A 16,511-nucleotide genomic window follows, 5' to 3' on the forward strand; every position below is an offset into this window, starting at 1 on the left:
GCTCCACCATCCGGATCCGCCGGCGCATGTTGATGTTGTCCACCTCGCGCAGGAACGTCAGCGCCTGATCCGCCCCCAGCTCCCCGGCCCGGGCCATGAACGCCCGGATGTCCTTGGGCAGGCAGCCGCCGCCGAAGCCCAGCCCGGCGTTGAGGAACTTCCGCCCGATCCGGTCGTCGTAGCCGATCGCGTCGGCGAGCTGCTTGACGTCACCACCCGTCGCCTCGCAGAGCTCGGCCATGGCGTTGATGAACGAGATCTTCGTGGCCAGGAACGAGTTCGCCGCCGTCTTCACCATCTCCGCCGTGGCGTAGTCGGTGCGGACCTGCGGAACCCCCCGCGCGACGATCGGCGCGTACACCTCGTCCAGCAGGGTCCCAGCGATCTCGCCGTCCCGGCCGGGCGGTAGGCCGTAGACCAGCCGGTCGGGGTGCAGGGTGTCCTGCACCGCGAACCCTTCGCGCAGGAACTCCGGATTCCAGGCGAGCATCGTGCCCGGGGCCTTCTCACCGAACATCGCTGCGAGGTTGGACGCCGTCCCGACTGGCACCGTGGACTTGCCGACCACCAGGTCGCCGTCATGGATGACCTGAAGGAGGGACTCCGCCGCCGCCTGGACGAATCGCATGTCTGCGGCGTACTCCCCGTGCTTCTGCGGGGTGCCCACGCAGATGAAGTGGACCTTAGCTCCGGCGGCATCAGTGATGTCGGTGCCGAAACTCAACCTGCCGGAGGCGAGGGAGTGGTTCAGCAGGTCACCGAAGTCAGGCTCGTAGAAGGGCGCGACGCCCCGGCAGAGCGACCTGATCTTCTGCTCGTCGACGTCGATCCCGACTACCTCGTGGCCGAGCTCAGCCATCGCAGCCGCATGGACGGCACCGAGGTAGCCGCAGCCCACCACCGAGATCCGCAACGCCGCCTCCCCTGCCATCTCCCGCGAGTCACTTCGCACCGGAAGTGGATCACGACGACAAGCCCGCCGCAGGGCGGAGAATCGCCGGGTCAGGCGGCGTGCGCCGAGGCGACACCGGCGAGAGGCCGGAAGTTCGCGTGTGCGTCATCGTCACCACGGCGGGCTAGCGTCGCCGCCGGAACCGTCCGCCGCGGCAGCACGCCCATCAGCACGGCGACGAGGATCCCGCTCGCCGTCAGCGCCTCGGCGCTCTCCTCGACGAAGGTGGCGAACGCCGCCGACACGGGGCCGCCGGCGAGCCGCGCATATGTGGAGACGGCGGAGAGCCCGATCGCCGCGACCGCGTGCGCCGCCAGTGCCAGCACGAGCCACCGGCGCACGCGGCGCTCTTCGCCGCCGAGCGACCACAGCGCGACCAGACCGACGACCGCCGCGACACCGAGGACGGCGGCCCCGCGCCACACGCCCGCCCCCGAGCTGAACAGGTGGACCAGGCCGACGTGCAGCTCGCCGCTGAGCTTGACGACGCCGAGCAGCGCGGCGATCGACGCCACCGCCGACCACCACCCCCGCCGTCCGGGCCGGCAGACGGCCGCGACCACCGCCACGACCGCCGTGCCGAGCAGGACGCCGGCGACGAACAGGCGGGCCAGGGAGCCGGGCTGGTCCATGGAGAGCAGCCGGCCGAGGTTGCCGCCCACGTCGAGCAGGCACACCGCCAGGCCGGTCGTCTCCAGCAGGGCGGCGACGGCGGCGAGCACGGCGGCGACCGGTGGCACGGCGGGATGCACTGGGACGGACCGGTTCACATCAGGCTGTCTATCCAGGCAGCGGGCACCGGTTGCTCTACCGCGCCGATCCGCAGCCGGGCACCGCACCAGCTTCCCCATCGTTCACACGATGCTCACCCGCCAGCGATTGCGCACACCTCTCCCCGGGCACAAGCTGGCAGGACAGCACCGACGGATCTTCCCGACGGACGACCGCAGCGCCGCCCGCCCGACCGAGGAACGCGTGATGACCTGGCTGCTGATCGTGGGAGCCGCGTGGCTCGCCGTCGCCGCCGTGCTGGCCCTGGTGATCGCGCGCGCCATCCGGGTCGCCGAACGCCGGCAGCGCGAGACCGCTGACTCCGTCGAGCGCCTGCCCTCCGGCGACCTTGTCCTGCTGGGCCACCCCGATGGCTCGGTGACGCTGCTGCGGCCCGAGGCACCCGCGGTCGACCCACCGATCCCGGGTTCGCACACCCGGACCCCCGAGAACAGCTGACCCCACGACCAGGGGATGGCGGACGGCGGTCCCGTACGCGAGAGTCGGGCCGTGGGCACGAAGCTGGCGATGACGCTGTTCGGGTTCGTCGTCGTCCTGGAGCTGCTCGCGGTCATCGTGATCGCCGGCGTGCTGTTCTGGATGGGCTCGCCCGAGACGATCGCCGTCGGCGCCGGGATGCTCGTCGTCGCGCTGCTGGCGTGCGTCCTGCTGGGGCGGCGGATCCGGCGGTCGTTCGTGGCACTGCACCGGTAGGCCGGGTCACCCCTCCGGGTGGGAGGGACGTTCGCGCAGCTCATCCCGCTCGTACCCTCGGTCCGTAGCCTGGACGACGGGGGACCTCATGAACACCGACGAGTCGGACGAGCGCGGCTCCGCGGCACTCGCGACCGAGGTCGAGAAGACGTTCCCCGCCGAGCAGGCAGACGAGGACCTCTCGCCCAGGAGACGTCGGAGGCTGGCGCGCCGGGCGCTGATCAGCGCCGGCGTGCTGGTGCTCGTGCTCGTGGTGCTCATCGGCGGCGGCCTGTGGTTCGTGACCCAGCGCTACGCCGGGAACGTCGACCGCATCGAGGACGTCTTCGGCGGCCTCGAGGAGAGCAATCGTCCGGCGCCGGCCACCTCCACCGTGGAGAACCCGGCCGGCGCCCCGGTCACCTTCCTGCTGGTCGGCTCCGACACCCGCGCGTCGACGGCCGACGGTGAGAACCCGGGCGGGCGCTCCGACGCCATCATGCTGGTCCGCCTCTCGGCCGACCGCGAGCACGCCCAGCTGATCTCGATCCCCCGCGACTCGTGGGTGGAGATCCCCGGCCACGGGATGAACAAGATCAATGCGAGCTACGCGTTCGGCGGGCCCACGCTGCTGATCCAGACGGTCGAGCAGCTCACCCAGGTGCGCGTCGACCACTACGTCGCCATCGACTTCGAGGGCATCGCCGAGGTCACCGACGCGCTCGGGGGTGTGGACGTCGAGGTCGCCGAGACCACGACCAATGGCGACTACACCTTCGAGGCTGGCGTCAACCACATCACCGGCGAGGAGGCCCGCTGGTACCTGGGCCAGCGCTACGACCTGCCCGGTGGCGACTTCGACCGCGTGAAGCGCCAGCAGCAGTTCCTGCAGGCGGTGTTCGAGAAGCTGTTCAGCTCCGACACGTTCACCGACCCGGGCAAGCTCGACGCCGCGCTGCGGGCGCTCACCGGCTCGGTGAGCATCAGCGACACCCTCAGCAGCACCGACCTGCTGCAGCTGGCGTACTCCATGCGCGGCCTCACTCCTGACAACGTCGCGTTCTTCACCGCTCCGGTGCTCGGGACCGGCATGGAGGGCGCCGCCAGCGTGGTCTACCTCGACGGTGTCACCGGCGAGCGCATGTGGACCTACCTGCGCAGCGACTCGCTGGGGCAGAACGCCGCCGAGTTCGAGAAGCAGGCACTGCCCGACGTCCCCCGCTGACGGCGCACCCTCAGACGCGCCGGCCGTCCTCGGTCTCGTGCTTGGCGCCGCAGGCGCGGCACAGGTCGTAGGTCCGCACCGCCTCGCGCGGCACCGGAACCAGCCGGGCCACCCCCCGCGAGACGGGCCGGGACTCCACGTCGACCACGTCTGCGCTTCCGCAGAGTGCACACGGCAGCCCGGCGATCCCGTGCTCGACGCGACGCCTTTGCGGCTGCACGAGGCGGGAGCGTAGCGCCGTTCCCACCAGCCGCCAAGGAGCCCGGACGCGGACCCGAGGACCGGCTCAGCGTTCGACGGAACGGGGCCCGGCACGGCCGGGCAGCGACTCCGGGAGGTCGAGCGTCTGTGCGTCCACTTCGCGGCGCAGCGGCCAGCCGGCCGGCAGGACAACGCGCGGGGCGACGCCGGCGAGGACGGCCATGAGGAAGGCGACACCGGCGAGCGCCTCGCCCGACTCCTCGACGTAGGTGGCGGTGACGTACCAGCTGGGGCCGGCGAGGGCCGAGACGGCAGACAGGCCGACGGCGGCGACGGCGTAGCCGGCCAGCGAGCCGAGCACGCGCCGCCGGTCACGCCGCTCGGTGCGGCTGAGGAACCAGAGTGCGGCGACCACGGCGACGGCGACCGCGACGCTGAGCACAGTGGCGGCGGTCGTGCCGACGGCGTCGTTCAGGCCCGACATGGCGTCGGAGTGGACGGTGCTCCCGGCCTTGACGGCGGCGATGACGCCGCCGACGAGCCCGACGCCGGTCCACCAGGTGCGGCGACCCGGGATGGCGCCGGCCCCGGCGAGCGCGGCCAGCGCAGCAGTGGCGAAGAGCAGGGCGACGAACAGGCGCGGCACTGAATACGGGGCGTCCATCGACAGCGCCTGCGACGAGCTGCCGGTGAGCCGCAGGACGAAGCCGACGGTCTCCAGCGCGACGGCGGTCGCGGCGAGGGCCACGCCGATCGGGGGCAGCGGGATGCGCCGGCGAGGCTCCGCCACGGCGGCGGTGAGGTCAGCAACCGCCAGCGCCTCGGCGCCCAGCTCGCGACGCTCGGCGAGCCGGATACCGCGACCGATCACGACCGCGACGAGCGCGCCGACGACGAGCCACACCAGCAGCCCGCCCAGAACCCACCACATCCACACGAGGCGAACTATCGGCAGATCGGGCGAGAATCCTGAACGGCAACGCCCGTAAGTGACGAATGAGCCTCAGGAGACGGCGACGAAGCCCACCGGGAGGTCAGCCGTCGTCAGGACGGCACCTTCCTCGGTCCGCCGGTCCGCCAGGCGGATGCCGCGGCCGATGACCACGCCGACCAGCACGGCCACGACCAGCCAGGCGGTGAGGACCCAGAGCATCCACATGCCCTGGTCATCGGCAGGCCGGAGCCCGGACGGCACCGTCACCGTCCCGCCTGACCCGTGCGGCACTCCTGCCGCACGGGCACCACCCGTTAGCCGGCGGGAACCTTCTCCCCGGCGTCGAGCACCAGGCTGCGCTGGTCGCCGGTGGTCGGACGGGCGACTGCCTTGCCTCTACGGCCCTTGCGGCGACCGGTGCGGTGCTCGTTGACGACGAAGCCAAGGACCGGGAAGTCGGCGACCTCGGCGCGGTTCCGGATCACCCCGAGGTCGCGCAGCGTGGTGCGTGGCGAGGCGATGACCACGAGGCCACCGGCCGACGCGAGCTGCAGCGCGAGCGGGTGGTCGTTGACCCCCGGCGCGTCGACCAGTGGGAAGAGCGGGTCGCCACCGCCGAACACACGGGCCCAGGTCCCCCGCCGGTGTTCGGTGGTGGCCTGCAGGCGCTCGGCGGCGATCACCCGGTCGACGTCGGACTCGCAAATCGTGTGGTCGGCCGTGGCCTGCTGGATCGTGTCGTTGGTGTCGTTGATGCGCGCGGTGATCGCGACGGCCTCGTTCTGCAGACGCTGGTACTCGACGTCGGTCTCGAGCGTGGCCTGGATCCAGCTGGCCCGCTCAGTCGGGCTGACGATCGCGCCGGCGAACCCTGTCCCCGATCGGGTGAAGAGCGGGTAAGGCGTGGGCCTCAGGCGACGCCTGCCCGGCCGTCGTCGCCAGCGGCGGCTCCCACGGACGGCTCGCCGACCAGCTCGGCGAAGCGCTGGAGCAGCGGCAGCAGCGATTCGGCGATCAGGTCCCCGGCTGTCTGGTGCGCCTCGAGCGGGCGGTTGATCGGGTCGGGAACGTCGTCGTCGTCGCTGCTCGTGTGCCGCGACCGGGCGGTCGCCATGGCGCGCACCAGGTCGCGGGCACGCGCCGGCAGGTCGTCGCCCGCCGGGTCGACGTCGCCCAACTCGGCGAAGATCCCCGCCGCTTCGCGGAGCGTGAAGGTACGGGCGAGCGCGCGGGGAGCCAGCTGCAGCACATGGTGCCGGTGCGGGCGGGTCATCGCGAGGATCAGGTCGGCGCCGAGCGTGTGCTCGACCTCGAGCTGCCTTGCGACGAAGCCACCGGAGTCGCCGCCGAAGCCGGCGAGGACGAGCGCGCTGTCGGCGTGCATGGCGGAGCCGACGACGGCGCCGGTGCCAGCGCTGTGCAACTGGATCAGGTGGGCGTCGTCGCCGAGCACCTCATCGAGGTATGCCCCGCCGAGCCGCTCGGCGAGCGCGGACCGGCAGATGTTGCCCGTGCAGACCAGGAGGACGGTGAAGACGTCTCTCGGTGACACGGCAGTGGGCACCAGGACAGTGTGCGACTCCTCCCGCGCCCGAGCACGGAATCTGCCAAACGCCTCGGGCTGATGGGACGGATGGGGATGTGTCATTCGTCCTCCGCCCTCCCCCTGGCGTGGCCACTGTGAGCTACCGGCGTTACCGTTCACGGGCGACTCTCGATCACCCGATCCAGCGATATTCGGCCGGCATGAGGAGGTGGCAACCGTGAACACCAGCGGTCAGCGGGGCGCGGATAGACGGCCCCTCACCGACACTGTCTCCGCGCGCCACGAGTGGGCGCGGAGACCGGAACGGCGCCTGGCTGCCCGTCCCGACGGTCGCCGTGGCTCCTCGACCCGGCGCAGCCCAATGCACGTCCACTGGTTCCGCTGGCAGTCGGAGGACCCGTTCAGCGGATCCAGCCTGTACGCCTGCCGCTGCGGCACCGTTCGCCCCGGAATCTGAACCTCAGCTAGACGGAGAGCCCAAGGCCGATCCGGCCGGGGGCTCTCCGCTGCCCCGGGTCAGTACGCGCCCGACCCGCGGATGACGGCGCCGACGGTCTTCCAGAGGATCATCAGGTCGAAGGTCAACGACCAGTTCTCCACGTAGCGGACGTCGATGCGCACCGAGTCGTCCCAGGACAAGTCGGAACGCCCGCTCACCTGCCACAGCCCGGTCAGGCCCGGCTTGACCAGGAACCGGCGGTGCATGTCGTAGCCGTACTTCTCCACCTCGGACCGCAGCGGGGGACGCGGGCCGACGAGGGACATCTCGCCACGGAGTACGTTGAACAGCTGGGGCAGCTCGTCCAGCGAGTACCGCCGCAGGACCCGGCCGACGCGCGTCACCCGAGGGTCGTCCTTCTTCTTGAACAGGACGCCGTTGCCGTCGCTGTCGGCCGCCAACTGCTCCACCATGCGGTCCGCGCCCGTCACCATGCTGCGGAACTTGAGCATCGAGAACGTGCGGCCGTCCTTGCCGACGCGCTCCTGGCGGAAGAACACCGGCCCGCTGCTGGTCGTCCGCACGGCCAGGGCGATCGCGAGCAGCAGCGGCGACAGGAACAGGATGCCGAGCACGGCGGCAGTGGCGTCGGTGAGGTCCTTGGTGAGCCGGCGAACGCCCTTCAACTCGGGACGCTCCATGTGCATGAGCGGCAGGCCGCTCACCGGCCGAATCCGGACTCGCGAACCAACCACGTCGGTGACGGCCGGTGCGAGCAACAGTTCAGCTTCGGTGTCCTCGAGCTCCCAGCCGAGCCGGCGGAGAGCGGGGCCGTCGAGCTCCGGACAGGGCAGGACGGCGACGGTGTCGACCTCGTAACGGGCCACCACGTCGGCGACATCAGTCAGATCGCCTAGGACGGGGAGGCCGTTGAAGACGTCCTCCCCTGCTCGCTGCTGGTCCGCTGGGAGGCAGCAACCGATGACCCGGTAGCCGTGGTAGGCCTCGCGGTCGAGCTGCTCGTCGAGAGCGGCCACTCCGCTGCGATGACCGACGAGCAGGGTCGTCTGCTGGAAGCGCCCGTGCGCGCGTTGGCGGTGCAACCGCTGCCGGCGCACGTAACGCTGGGCCAGCGTTAGGACGGTCGCCAGCGGCAACGCAATGACGACGAAGCCACGCGCCACGTCGAGCTTGAACGCCCACGACACCGTGCCGACCCCGGCGAGCAGCATGATGGCGGCCGCGAACACGCGCCGGAACTCCTCGGCCCCGATCCAGAGGAAGCGCTGCTCGTAGCTGCGGGCGACCAACATGGCCGCGACCCAGACGAGGGGCAGGAGGAGCGCGATCGCGAAGGCAACCTGCGCCTCGGCGACCGGGCCGAAGCGGAGGAGGTAGCCGGCGGCGCCGGCAAGACCGGCGCAGACGGCGTCGCCGATGACCGAGTTGCGGACGTACCGGTCGCGCCATGCGCGGCGGGCAACCGTGCCCTCTCCGCGAAGGCGCGCGGCGAACGGGTACCAGCCGCGGCCGGGCGAAAGCGACTGGGGACGGACGGATCCGTCACGAACGTCGAGCAGAGAAATGGAAAGCCCCCGTGCCGAAATCGGGCGCACCGCGCCGCGTGATCCCCCCGTGCAGGCTGAGAACATCAGCGTTCAACCAGCCACGGATAAGGTAACTTCTCAAGCGCTGACAAGGGAGAGGGCTAAGTCACAATCGGATTCGTTCGTGTACCCCCTTGGGGGGACCGCGTACTCCGTGTGCGGGCGCGCGCAGGTTCATAGGAAGTCGATCGTCGAACTGTCGCTCTGTGGGATCCGTTCCTGATGGGAGCGACTAAACCTCGGGTAACACGCCCACGTCGGCTCGATGACGAGCAGAGCGCTCACCAGTGCGACCGCGGACGCCGTCCAGCAGTCCGGCCATCGTTGCGACCACCTTTCGCCAGCGACCCTCCCTTTCCTTCATCGCTCGACCGGCCAGCCGCAGGACGGTGAGGCCACCAGTCCCGACGAGCAGTCGTCGCAGCCCGACAAGCGGACGCAACACCAGGATTCGGTTGCGCTGCATGTAGTAGTAGTAGGCGACGCTTCGGCCGGTAGTTCCGCCCGATCCACCCTCGGCGTGCCAGACGATGGACTCAGGCACCACGCCCAGACGCTTGGTTGCGGCCGTGGCACGGATGGAGAGATCGGCGTCTTCCCAGTACAAGAACAAGTCTTCTCGGAACCCTCCAAGCGATCGCCAGGTACGCCCACACATCGCCGGCGCGGCACCGGTGATGAACGAACCCGACCCCCTCGATAACTGTGGATCGAAAGGCCGTCCTAGGCCGACGTGCACGGTCTCGCCGCGCCTGAGGTCCAGGTGTCCGCCTGCGAACCACACGGTAGGACTGTCGTCGCTGCCGGTGTAGATCGTCGGGCTGACGACATCGAGATCGCCGGACGAGAGCGCCTCCGCCAGCTTCTTGAGGGCCCCGGGGTGGACGCGGGTGTCCGGGTTGAGGACGACGACCACGTCGTCGTCCTCGGGCTTCAGGTGGCGAACCGCAAGGTTGACACCTGCGCCGAACCCGAGATTGACGTCTGAGGCCACTACCGTCACCCGAGCATCCGCGCTCGCGAACTCTCGGAGGTCCGTGCGGTCTGATGGGGAGGATGCGTTGTCCACCACTACGATGCGCGCGACGTCGTCCTGGATGGAGCCTAGGCAGTCACGGACGTATGCAGCCGAGTTGTAGTTGACCATCGCGATGAGCAACGCCGGCACGAACTCACGCGACCTCTCGGTCGATGCCCGGCATCCTGCCTGTGACGATAAGCCGCGCCAGAAGAGGAACCCCCTCGAGGAAGTAGCGACGGAAGAGCCGGCGGGGTTCTTGCGCGAAGCGGAACAGCCACTCCAGCCCCAGGCGGCTGACCAACGAGGGTGCCGTCCGGCGAACGCCTGTGAGCATGTCGATGGCGCCTCCAACTCCGAGCACACAGGCGTTTAGCCCGGACGTTCGAAGTCGATGAGCGACCAGTTCTCCAGCTGGCGGGGTAACCGCCACGAGAACCACATCGACTTTCGCGTCTGCGAGGCGCCGTGCAATCAGGTCGATGTCCCATTCACGCCAGCGACCATGATCCCTCAAGACCAGTCGCCCGCCCGCGCTTTCGACCACGCTTTGAAAGCGGTCTCCGGTCGCTGTGGAACTGCCGAGCATGGCGAGGCGTCGTCCCTTCAGCGCACCCGACATGACGACTGCCCGCACGAAGCCCGATCCAGTGACGCGGGCGACCCGTACTCCCCGCTTTCGCAACAGCAGTTGCACGGGCCACCCGTCCGCGGTCAGCCGATCGGCCGCGCGCATCGCGTTCCGAAAGTCGGGGTGAACGGACGCTAGGTGGAGATGCTGGAGGTTGACGGTCTGCACTCGAAGAGGTCGTTGCCCAGAGAAGGCAAGGGTCTCCAACTCAGCCTCGCTGTGGACAAACCGGTCACGCATCGCTGCGGAGCGAGATTCCGTACTCACGGCCTCATGTCCTTCATCAACGATCGTGCTGAGGATCTCCTCAATCCCGGTAGACGTCGCCACACTGCCGTCAGGCTGGTGGCTCTTGCATGAAGTTCCCGCGTAGAAGTCAACGATGCACGCGGCCATCTCGCTGGCGGTTTCCCCACGCCATCCCTCGGCCGCAAGCCCGGCGTCATCGAACAAAGCGCCCGGGCCCACCACATCGACCCCGTGCTCAAGTGCCTCAAGTAATTTGACGCTGATCCCAGTACTCGGTCCCGTTCTAGGTACGACGACGAGGTCGACCGCGCGGTAGAAGTCCGAGAGGTCGTTGACCACTCCCAACGCACGAACCTTCTGTCCGGCAAGGCCCTCCGACGCCCTGCCAGCGACGACCACTTCGATCCGGTCGTACAGGGCAGGGTCCAGTCGCTGAACCTCCGGAAGGACCTCGTCGACCAGTGTGTGGAAAGCAGACCGATTAGGCGGCCAGCCCATGCTGCCGATGAAGCCGACGCGATGCCTGCTCACTGATCGGGTGGGTCGTACCTGACTACCTCTCCACAGCCTCACCTGATCTGCTTTGAGCCCCCACTCCTCCATGCGCGCCACGTCGGCCCGAGACAGCGCGGCGAGGTGCTGTGCGCGCGCTAATAACCGACGCTCGGACCGCTCAGTACGGGCAGCGTTTCTGAGCACGCGCAAGGGAAGTGGGTCGTAGCGACGGGCGATCACCGTGTCGACGTTGTGGGCAATGTGCAGATCGGGCCTCAAGCCAGCATCCAGGGCCATGAGGAGACCTGGCCACTGACTTGTGACGGCCAAGTCGTACTGACCGCTGTCGCACAGTTGCCTGACGTGCTCGACTGCCTGTCGCCAGCTGGGGTGGAAGCGGAACTTCGCCTCAAGGTAGGCCTCGCCGCGAAACGCCATGCGAGCCAAGACTCGCGCTTGTGCGCTCCTCGCGCCTTGAACCGACAACGGCACACAGGCCATTTGAGGAGCCGGCCTCAGGACCTCGATAACGTCGACTTGGAACCGACCGGGAATCTGCCCCAGTAGCGTGCGCTCGACCCAGCTAGCACCTCCCAGCTCACTACGCGCAGGGCTATAAGTGGTGAGGAAGAGGATGCGCATTGGTGTCTCGGCTGCGCCCTGAGGAGCGAGCGTCATGACCGGTCCAAGATGGCCGCTAGCTGTTCGGCTTGTCGCTCGGTGTTGAACGATTCCTCGACTGCGCGCCGCCCGGCCTCGCCCAGGTCTGCGGCCAGGTTGGGGTTCGACAAGACCTTGAGTATCGCTGAGGCCACTGCGTCCGCATCTCCCGGCGGCACCAGCAGGCCGTTCACGCCATCTGCCACGTAGTCCGACATGCCAGGGGTGTCAGTCACCACGACCGGGCGTTCGCACGCCATGGCCTCGAGCGCCGCGGTGATGCCTGAGACGTGGCGGTTCGGCCGTACCGCGACCACGCAGACGGCTGCGCGTCGGTACTCCTCACGGAGCTCTGCGTGCCCGAGAGCCACCGACCGGACGCCTAGTTCTGGAGGAACGTCCACGGCCAGGCGGCTCACGAGGTGGAGGTGTACCTCGGCTCTGTGCGCCCGCGCTCGCTCGGCACCTTGGACGGCGGTGCCATGGTCCCGGTCACGGTCATTGCCCACGACCAGGACTCGTCCCGGGATGGCCATGCTCGGTGATGGGGACCAGAAGTCTCGGTCTACTCCAAACTGAAGGTGGTGGAGGCGGTCCGGTTGTACTCCCCAAACGGACTGGAGCAAAGGCAACTGGGCTGAAGAGAGCGCCCATACGGCGGAGCACCGCTGGAGAGCTCGACGTTCGAGGGACAGCCGCAGCCCAGGCTTCGGACGTCTATCCGTCAGCCAGATGACCCCCGTCGCCACGGCAACATCAGATCGCGCCGTGAGAGCCGTAGGGATCCCCACACCCTCATCCCATGCCAGCTCAACATCAGCCCCGCCAGCCCTCCGAAGAGGGACCAACTCATACCCCCCGGTGGAGGCGCGCATGACACGGCTAGCCACGCCTCGAACGCCCCGAGGAGCGGTGGCAACGTCGAGGGATCGACTGGGCCCTCCAAGTCGATGAAGGCCGTAGGGCAGGTGGTCAGGGACCTCCCCCCTGGCATGCCTGAGTACCCACTCGTCCGGGTTGAGTGAGTACGTATATCTGAGCCGTATGTGCGCTGTCATTGCCGATTCCAGTCGGGACACATCGCGACGTTGGAATGGCACGTTCGCCCGGTTCCGTGCAACAACGACAGTGGTAGGACTGCGGAGACGCTCCGGGCCACCCCAGAGTCACCGACGAGAGGCATCACAGAGGGGGCGCGCCACTAGACGCACCAGCAAGTGCCTCGGTCACAGCGGCAGGGACCGCTGCAACGTCTGACACGAAGCGAACACCCGGCAACAGCCGCAAGTAGTCGCGGTACACCCCTGACACTTTGCCGTAATCGTTGTCGAGTGACACCACAGGCACCCCCATCAGACCGCCGAGGACCGTCGCGTGCAGGCGGTCGGTGACAATCACCCGGCCCTGGGATAGCCGGCTTACGGCGTCCCTCACGTTGATGCGAGCTTGCCACTCGTAGGAGCGCGCCATCACCGGGTACAAGACTCGAGCCGATGCAGGCACGTACCGCTGCAAGCGTCCTGGCGTCCTAGCGATCCGCCATTTCACCCGGTCGAAGCCTTCCAGACCCCAGTCGGCGACGATGACGCTGACGCCCGACGGCCAACGCAGGTCCCGCACTACCGCCTCCGAATCACGCCGCAGCACCGCGTACACGTCAACAGAGGGCTTCTGACTGACTGGCACGCGCCCGACGCCGAAGGCTGCATCGGGACAGTACTCAATAGTGGTCCCCGGAGCGGAGAAGTTCTGCGTCGCAAAGTCATAGGACACCTGCTCCCGCAACATGAGAACAAGACCCGGATGGGACGCGAAGACCTGTCGCGCACGATCGAGGTGGCGCCTATCACGAAAGTGAACACTCTGGGGAAGCTGAATCACCTTCCGGCTCCGACAGGCGACTATCACTCTTTCACGAAAGGCCTGGAAATCAGGCCATCTGTCACCTAAGTTGCCGCCCCCGTGGAGGAGGACGGTTCCATGTCCCAATCGATCCTCTAGAACGTCTAGGTCCAAGCGGTTCGCATCCGCGACGTACGAGACTTCGACGCCGAGTCGTTTGAGGTATTCCTTCTCCCCCAGGTAGATGAGCGAATCACCAGCATTCTGGTGACTCGGGAAGTCAACCACCGCTACCCGATCGCCAGCACTGAGATGTCGACTCAGCGCTTCTAGTGTCCGCTTCTGGATTTCCGGAAGGCCTACATCCGTCATGACTGACCTCTCAGTGCGAGACGCGCATGCCTCACTGTTCCAGGAAGAGCCAACAGCCCGGTCCTTCGCCAGCACAGTGTTGTCAAGAACGACTGTTGAGCGATGAGGCCTGCTGCCGCCACTGCAGCGACACCAAGCGGGCTTCCGAATCTTGATACGACGACTTCAGTCAGGACCGTTACAAGCGAAAAGGCAACGGCGACCCGGGCCACGGTTCGTGCATGACCAGTCATCATCAATACCGTCGACGAGAAGCCGAGCGCAGTGTTGACTACGGCCCCCACCGTCAGCACCAACATGAACGGCCAACCGGCTTCGTAGAACGGTCCGAAAAGCAGGGAGAGCAAGTGGTCGCCGGCCAGGACGATGCCCGCGAGCATCAAGCAGGCCGGGAGCGCGGCGACCAATCCATAGCCGCGCAGCAGAATTTGCAGCCGCGCCCTATCGCCAGTTGACCAAAGGGACGCGATAACTGGCATTAGAACCGCCGTGGCAACAAAAGCAGGAACGGCAACAAGGGCAGCCACTCGGCTGGCGGCCGCGTATAAGGCCAGCGCCTCATGGTCACCGGATTGGCCAATCACCACAACGTCACCCATGGAAAGACCAGCCGCCGTCAATTCAGTGACCAGGAATGGAATCCCGGCTCGGTAGTACCCGCGGATGGTGTGTGCATCAGATGCTCGACCTCGGACAACCAAGACGAACCGAATCCAGGCTGTCGCCAGCGTGGCAAGTGATGCGCCCAGCATCAACCAGACGACGTGCTCCAGTTCTAGTCGCGTGGTGCTGAGACTCAGGACTGCCAATGGAAGGAGTAGCAGAACCGTCCTCAATGCCGTCCCAAGAAGAGTAGCCTGCCCCTGCTTGTGCAAGCCTCGGAACCCCTCCGATATTACGAGTCGGACAGCTTCAGCTGCTATAAGGCCCGTGATAACGAGAATCAGGCCGTCCAGGTCCCGTCCAGGAAACAGCTGACCAAGCCCGAGGGGAACAACAAGAAGAGCCAGAACGGGGAGTGCCCCAGCCACGGCGATGCTGCTTGAGAACACCACTCGGCGTGCGACTTGGTCAGCGGCCGCCCTGCCACCCCGTGCAAAGGCCGCGGCGGGGGCCCTGACCGCTACCTGACTGAGCCCCAAGCGAACCGTGGCCGCTGCGATGTAGACAACGGTCGCAAGAAGCGTATACGCCCCGAATGCTGACGGGGCGAGGAGCCTCGCGAGCAGCATCTGGATGAGAACGCCACAGCCAATGATGGTGGCTTGCCCAAAGAGGCCCGTCAGGGCGCCCGTGCGCAGACCCCGAACAGAGGGGACCTCAGGCGGCACGCCGCCCCTCCTCTGCGAGACTCTCCAGCAATTGACCGACCCAGCCCTGCCGTCAGCCGCTCACGGTCGAGGGGAGACTGACGCCTGCTCAGATGAGCTTTCCGGCGCCATTCCCGAAACGATCGGTGATCGGGACGCTGCATGCCCACCGGCCTCGACAATCATCGGAGCAGAGCCCTCAAGTCGCCGGTAGTACGTATGGTACTGGGCGTACGCATGAGGTCCTCGCCGAGGAACCATGTTGAAAATCGTGCCGAGGGGTGCTGACGAAACGGCCTGGAGAGCCTCTACCGCGGCTCGCAGTTGCGCCGCCGTGGTCCTCTGATAGCGACAGACCAGCAAGACCCCATCAGTCGAAGGCGCCAGCGCTGCCGCGTCCGTCACCGGAAGCAACGGCGGCGCGTCGATCAGGACCATGTCATAGCGCTCTCGAAGACTCGCGATCACCAACTCCATCGCCTTCGAGGCCAGGAGTTCGCTGGGGTTGGGGGGCAACGGCCCACTTGTGAGCACGTCGAAGGAGCCGCCGGCCCCCGGCTGGAGCGCCTGGTCAACTGAGATCCGGTTGACCAGCACGCTCGTTAGCCCGACGCTGCCTTCCAGACCGAGAAGCTTAGCAATTCTGGGCCGCCGAAGATCGGCGTCTACAACCACTACTCGAGTGCCCGTGGCCGCCACTGCCAGCGCCAGATTGGCGACGGTCGTGGTCTTCCCTTCTCCGGCCACGGAACTGGACACGAGGATGACGCGTCGCGGCGCCTCTACGTCCACAAAGTGCAAGTTGGTCCGAAGCTGCCGGAAAGCCTCGCTGCGTGGGGACTGTGCGTCCTCATGGACTGTCAACGGGCGTTGCGGCACCTGCGGGCTGAAGGCGACCGATCCCAGGTTCGGCGCACCCGTGATCACTCGCAAGCGCTCCGGAGTCTTGACGGACGTGTCCAGAGCGTTGCGGGCAAAGGCGCCGGCAGTTCCGACAACTAGTCCGGCGATGAGGCCGAAGATCAGAGTCGTCGACAGCCCTGTCGACGACGGAGCCGATGGCACTGCGGCTGGTTCGACGACCCGAACCGCGACTGGCGGAGTCCCAGTATCGGTTGTCGGCGCCTCGAGCTCGTCCACCAGATCAGGCACTACATCCCCCACCGCGTTGGCGATGGATGCGACCTCCTCCGGCGCCTCGCCTGACACGGCCACGTAGATAAGAACGGTCTCGGGTGAGGCCGAGGCGGATATGCGCTGGGCCAGCGCCGAGGGGGACTCGTCGAGCTCCAGGCGCTCGACCACCGCCTCAGCGACGCGCTCGCTGCCCGTCAACTCGACGTACGAAGCGACGCGCTGCTCGGACAACAGACCGGCGTTGTACGCACTGTCAGCTGTCCCGCCTGACTGCGCCGAGACGTACATGGTGAGGAATGCCGTGTACTGCTTTGGGGTCGAGACCCAGATGGCGGCTGCAGCGCCGACCCCCAGAGCCACCGCGAGCACGATCAATAGCCATTGCTCACGAAGGATGCGGATGTAATCCTTCATCCCACCTGACCTTCC

Annotated in this window: 17 protein-coding genes; 3 read left to right on the top strand and 14 right to left on the bottom strand. The window is 67.6% G+C overall.

Features of this window, described 5'->3' with window-relative positions; all coding sequences use genetic code 11:
- Positions 1–931 (bottom strand): UDP-glucose dehydrogenase family protein (locus tag ACI797_RS16390; RefSeq protein WP_456859792.1); only part of this gene is annotated, 931 nt, incomplete at its 3' end.
- A 71-nt stretch (positions 932–1,002) separates the two neighbouring features.
- Positions 1,003–1,692 (bottom strand): hypothetical protein, encoded by a 690-nt coding sequence (locus tag ACI797_RS16395; protein ID WP_456859793.1) that lies wholly within the window; start codon positions 1,690–1,692, stop codon positions 1,003–1,005.
- A gap of 121 nt (positions 1,693–1,813) precedes the next feature.
- Between ACI797_RS16395 and ACI797_RS16400 the strand changes: the two genes are divergently transcribed.
- The 3 genes from ACI797_RS16400 (at position 1,814) to ACI797_RS16410 (ending at position 3,641) form a co-directional block, all read left to right on the top strand.
- Entirely contained in the window at positions 1,814–2,182 is a 369-nt protein-coding gene (locus ACI797_RS16400) for a hypothetical protein (RefSeq protein ID WP_456859794.1), read from the top strand.
- A gap of 51 nt (positions 2,183–2,233) precedes the next feature.
- Positions 2,234–2,437 carry a hypothetical protein gene (locus ACI797_RS16405; RefSeq protein WP_456859795.1) on the top strand — a complete coding sequence of 68 codons (204 nt, stop codon included), beginning with the start codon at positions 2,234–2,236 and terminating at the stop codon, positions 2,435–2,437.
- 88 nt (positions 2,438–2,525) lie between these two features.
- Positions 2,526–3,641 (top strand): LCP family protein, encoded by a 1,116-nt coding sequence (locus ACI797_RS16410; protein ID WP_456859796.1) that lies wholly within the window; start codon positions 2,526–2,528, stop codon positions 3,639–3,641.
- Positions 3,642–3,651: 10 nt separating this feature from the next.
- On the opposite strand, the gene ACI797_RS16415 is transcribed toward ACI797_RS16410, so the two are convergent.
- The 12 genes from ACI797_RS16415 to ACI797_RS16470 all read right to left on the bottom strand — a co-directional run bounded on the left by ACI797_RS16415 (position 3,652) and on the right by ACI797_RS16470 (position 16,496).
- Positions 3,652–3,780: a hypothetical protein gene (locus ACI797_RS16415; protein ID WP_456859797.1), complete on the bottom strand. Its 129-nt coding sequence runs from the start codon at positions 3,778–3,780 to the stop codon at positions 3,652–3,654.
- 147 nt (positions 3,781–3,927) lie between these two features.
- Positions 3,928–4,773: a hypothetical protein gene (locus ACI797_RS16420; protein ID WP_456859798.1), complete on the bottom strand. Its 846-nt coding sequence runs from the start codon at positions 4,771–4,773 to the stop codon at positions 3,928–3,930.
- Between the two features lie 72 nt (positions 4,774–4,845).
- The gene (locus ACI797_RS16425; RefSeq protein ID WP_456859799.1) at positions 4,846–5,001 is read right to left on the bottom strand and encodes a hypothetical protein; all 156 of its coding nucleotides are present in this window, start codon (positions 4,999–5,001) and stop codon (positions 4,846–4,848) included.
- A gap of 89 nt (positions 5,002–5,090) precedes the next feature.
- Positions 5,091–5,459 carry a hypothetical protein gene (locus ACI797_RS16430; RefSeq protein WP_456859801.1) on the bottom strand — a complete coding sequence of 123 codons (369 nt, stop codon included), beginning with the start codon at positions 5,457–5,459 and terminating at the stop codon, positions 5,091–5,093.
- Between the two features lie 227 nt (positions 5,460–5,686).
- Positions 5,687–6,340, bottom strand: coding sequence for an arsenate reductase/protein-tyrosine-phosphatase family protein (locus ACI797_RS16435; RefSeq protein WP_456859803.1), 654 nt, complete (start codon positions 6,338–6,340; stop codon positions 5,687–5,689).
- A 498-nt stretch (positions 6,341–6,838) separates the two neighbouring features.
- Positions 6,839–8,377, bottom strand: a complete 1,539-nt coding sequence (locus tag ACI797_RS16440) for a sugar transferase (RefSeq protein ID WP_456859804.1) — start codon at positions 8,375–8,377, stop codon at positions 6,839–6,841.
- 223 nt (positions 8,378–8,600) lie between these two features.
- The gene (locus tag ACI797_RS16445; RefSeq protein ID WP_456859805.1) at positions 8,601–9,536 is read right to left on the bottom strand and encodes a glycosyltransferase family 2 protein; all 936 of its coding nucleotides are present in this window, start codon (positions 9,534–9,536) and stop codon (positions 8,601–8,603) included.
- Between the two features lie 4 nt (positions 9,537–9,540).
- Complete coding sequence (locus ACI797_RS16450; protein WP_456859806.1) at positions 9,541–11,199, bottom strand: WecB/TagA/CpsF family glycosyltransferase; 1,659 nt, start codon at positions 11,197–11,199, stop codon at positions 9,541–9,543.
- A gap of 236 nt (positions 11,200–11,435) precedes the next feature.
- Positions 11,436–12,479, bottom strand: coding sequence for a glycosyltransferase family 4 protein (locus tag ACI797_RS16455; RefSeq protein ID WP_456859888.1), 1,044 nt, complete (start codon positions 12,477–12,479; stop codon positions 11,436–11,438).
- A gap of 124 nt (positions 12,480–12,603) precedes the next feature.
- A complete protein-coding gene (locus tag ACI797_RS16460) occupies positions 12,604–13,635 on the bottom strand; it encodes a polysaccharide pyruvyl transferase family protein (protein ID WP_456859808.1) in 1,032 nt (343 codons plus the stop codon).
- Positions 13,632–14,966 (bottom strand): lipopolysaccharide biosynthesis protein, encoded by a 1,335-nt coding sequence (locus ACI797_RS16465; protein ID WP_456859809.1) that lies wholly within the window; start codon positions 14,964–14,966, stop codon positions 13,632–13,634. The genes ACI797_RS16460 and ACI797_RS16465 overlap by 4 nt, the downstream gene beginning before the upstream one ends.
- A 60-nt stretch (positions 14,967–15,026) precedes the next feature.
- Positions 15,027–16,496 (bottom strand): polysaccharide biosynthesis tyrosine autokinase, encoded by a 1,470-nt coding sequence (locus tag ACI797_RS16470; RefSeq protein WP_456859810.1) that lies wholly within the window; start codon positions 16,494–16,496, stop codon positions 15,027–15,029.
- Positions 16,497–16,511: the final 15 nt, after the last annotated feature.

It is taken from the genome of Geodermatophilus sp. SYSU D00691 (genome assembly GCF_054050275.1).